Raw genomic sequence first — 2616 nt, 5'->3', positions numbered from 1 at the left:
TGGCGGGCCTCGTCGCGCCGTGGGTGATCGGCCGGCTCGTCGATGACCTGCCCGGCAGCGAGGACTACACCGCCGTGTGGATCGGCGCGGGCGCGATCGCCATGGCCGGCATCGTGGGCGCCGGCTGCACCTGGGCCGGCCAGGCCTGGCTCGCCCGGCTCACCGAACCGACCGTCGCCCGTCTGCGCGAGATGGTGATGGACCGCTCCCTGCGCCTGGGCGCGGCGCAGATGGAGACGACCGAGACCGGTGACCTCGTCTCCCGCGTCGCCGAAGACGCCCGCGAGATCAGCCAGGCCGCGACCGCCGTGATCCCGCTCGTCGTGCAGTCGGCGTTCACGGTGATCGTGTCCGGGGTGGGGCTGGCCACGGTCGACTGGCGGCTCGGGCTGGTGGGGCTGCTCGCCCTGCCCATGTACTGGACGACCCTGCGCTGGTACCTGCCCCGGTCCGGCCCCATCTATGCCGCCGAGCGCGCCGCGTTCGGCACCCGGGCGAGCCGTCTCCTCGGCGGGATCTCCGGGTCCCGGACCCTGCACGCCTACGACGCCCAGGACTCCGAGCTGGAGCGGATCACCGCCGCGTCCGCCCGCGCCCGGGACCTGTCCATCCAGGTGTTCCACTTCGTCACCCGCGCCTTCAGCCGCAACAACCGCGCCGAGGTCACCGTCCTCGGGCTGCTGCTGGTCGTGGGGTTCTTCCTCGTGGACTCCGGCGCCATCACCGCCGGTGCCGTGACGACCGCCGCGTTGCTGTTCCATCGGCTGTTCAACCCGATCGGTGCGCTGGTCGGCATGGTCGATCAGGTCCAGTCCGCCGGGGCCTCGCTGGTGCGGATGGTCGGAGTCATCACCATGCCCGTGCCCGAGCGCACCGCCGCGCTGCACTCCACCGCCGCCGGGACCGGCCCGCTCGAGCTCACCGGCATCACGCACACCTATGGAGAGGGCGCTCCCGCTCTGATCGACGTGGACCTCACGGTCGCGCCGGGCGAGGTGGTCGCGGTGGTCGGATCCACGGGCGCCGGTAAGAGCACCCTGGCGCTGGTCGCCGCCGGCTCGGTGGTCCCGACGCGGGGGAGCGCGCGACTGGGTGGTGTCCCGCTAACCGACGTCGACCCGGTGGAGCTGCGGCGGTACGTCACGATGGTCTCGCAGGAGGTCCACACCTTCGCCACCACCGTGGTCGAGAACGTCCGCGCGCCCCGGCCCGAGGCCGGCCTCGCCGAGGTGCGCGCCGCGTTGGAGACCGTCGGTGCCGATTGGGTCGACGACCTGCCGGACGGCGTCGACACCCTCATCGGTGAGGGCGGGCACCAACTCGACCCGATGCAGAGCCAGATGATCGCCCTGGCCCGCGTCGAGCTGGCCGACCCGGACGTGGTGATCCTCGACGAGGCCACGGCCGAGGCCGGGTCCGCCGGAGCCCGTCGCCTCGACGCGGCTGCCGCTGCGGTGCTCCGCGACCGGGCGGGTCTGGTGGTGGCGCACCGGCTGAGCCAGGCTGAGGCCGCCGACCGCATCCTGGTGATGGACCACGGCCGGATCGTCGAATCCGGCACGCACGACGAACTGCTGCGGGCGGACGGGCGGTACGCCGAACTCAGCCGGGCGTGGTTCGGGGCGTGAGGTCGGTAGGTGGCGGACTGCGATGCCGGTGGTGGTGCGCGCGCCGCGAAGGGTGACGACATCCACGGCCGCAGCGGCCGGCCGGTGAAGAGTACGGACTCTGCGGCTCGAACAGAGCCGTGCTCACGTGGCTCGCGGTTCGCAGGAGCAGCGCCCGGCTGTCAGCGCGCCTAACCGAGCTCGTCCGCCACTTGGACGGCGGGAATCCACTCGATACCGAATACCCGGGCCACCTCGGAGAAGGTGGAGGCGTCCGCATCGGTGCTGGTCGCCGACGCGATGAGACGGGACAGCATCACCGTCCCCGCTCGCTCCTCGATCGTGCCCGCCGTCGCCAGAAGCCTTCCGTGCCGGTGCTGTGGTCGTATGTCAGAAGTCCGATACTGATGCCACTGGCCGGCAGGTTACATCCGTGTACCAGGACGCGTCGTCTGGGTCTCTCGACCTCGGCTCCCTCACTGCCGGCAACCTGTTCGGCTCTTCCAACTAGGCCTGGGACGACGTGGCCGGTACTGACCCGGCCTACGCAACCACGACGCCCCGCAGCCCTCTGGAGGCCCCTGGCGTTCGCCCGTAACGGCAAGCCTCTTGAGGGGCTTGTCGGAGCGGTGTCCTATCATAAAAACATCCCTCACATTTAGGAGTTTTTATGCCGCCGATCGACCTCAATGTCCCGCTTTTCCCGTCTCTGCCCGGCACGGGCGGTGAGCAGATTGGGGCCGTGATCGGTTCCATTGTGCTGGCACCGTTCCTCTACGCCACGAGCCAGATCGGGCTGGCTCTTGGGCTCACTGGAAGCCTCGCCTCAGTCGAAATGAGCGTCGGCGGCGGTGGGTACTACTACTGAGCCTCAGCCCTCTGACAGCCCTCGCACTGTGTCCTGGTGCGAGGGCTGTCATGTGGACTTGATCGCTCTGTGGCGGTCTTCTGTGGCTACTTCTTGGCGGCGCCGTACCAATCGGGCGTTCTGGCCGGAAGAATTAGAGCG

At 70.0% G+C, this 2616-nt stretch carries 3 protein-coding genes; 2 read left to right on the top strand and 1 reads right to left on the bottom strand.

What is annotated here, in order from left to right; all coding sequences use genetic code 11:
* Positions 1–1628, top strand: a 1628-nt coding sequence (locus G6023_RS14720; RefSeq protein ID WP_182636205.1) for an ABC transporter ATP-binding protein, incomplete at its 5' end; no start/stop codon positions are given.
* A gap of 170 nt (positions 1629–1798) precedes the next feature.
* On the opposite strand, the gene G6023_RS16210 is transcribed toward G6023_RS14720, so the two are convergent.
* A complete protein-coding gene (locus G6023_RS16210) occupies positions 1799–1927 on the bottom strand; it encodes a hypothetical protein (RefSeq protein ID WP_277817539.1) in 129 nt (42 codons plus the stop codon).
* A gap of 350 nt (positions 1928–2277) precedes the next feature.
* On the opposite strand from G6023_RS16210, the gene G6023_RS14715 reads away from it, so the two are divergent.
* Positions 2278–2475, top strand: a complete 198-nt coding sequence (locus tag G6023_RS14715; protein WP_067713426.1) for a hypothetical protein — start codon at positions 2278–2280, stop codon at positions 2473–2475.
* Positions 2476–2616 lie beyond the last annotated feature (141 nt).

The sequence above is a fragment of the Dietzia sp. DQ11-71 genome (assembly GCF_014144995.1).
GTDB classification, from domain to species: domain Bacteria; phylum Actinomycetota; class Actinomycetes; order Mycobacteriales; family Mycobacteriaceae; genus Dietzia; species Dietzia kunjamensis.
This window is presented reverse-complemented; position numbering and strand designations above follow the sequence as displayed.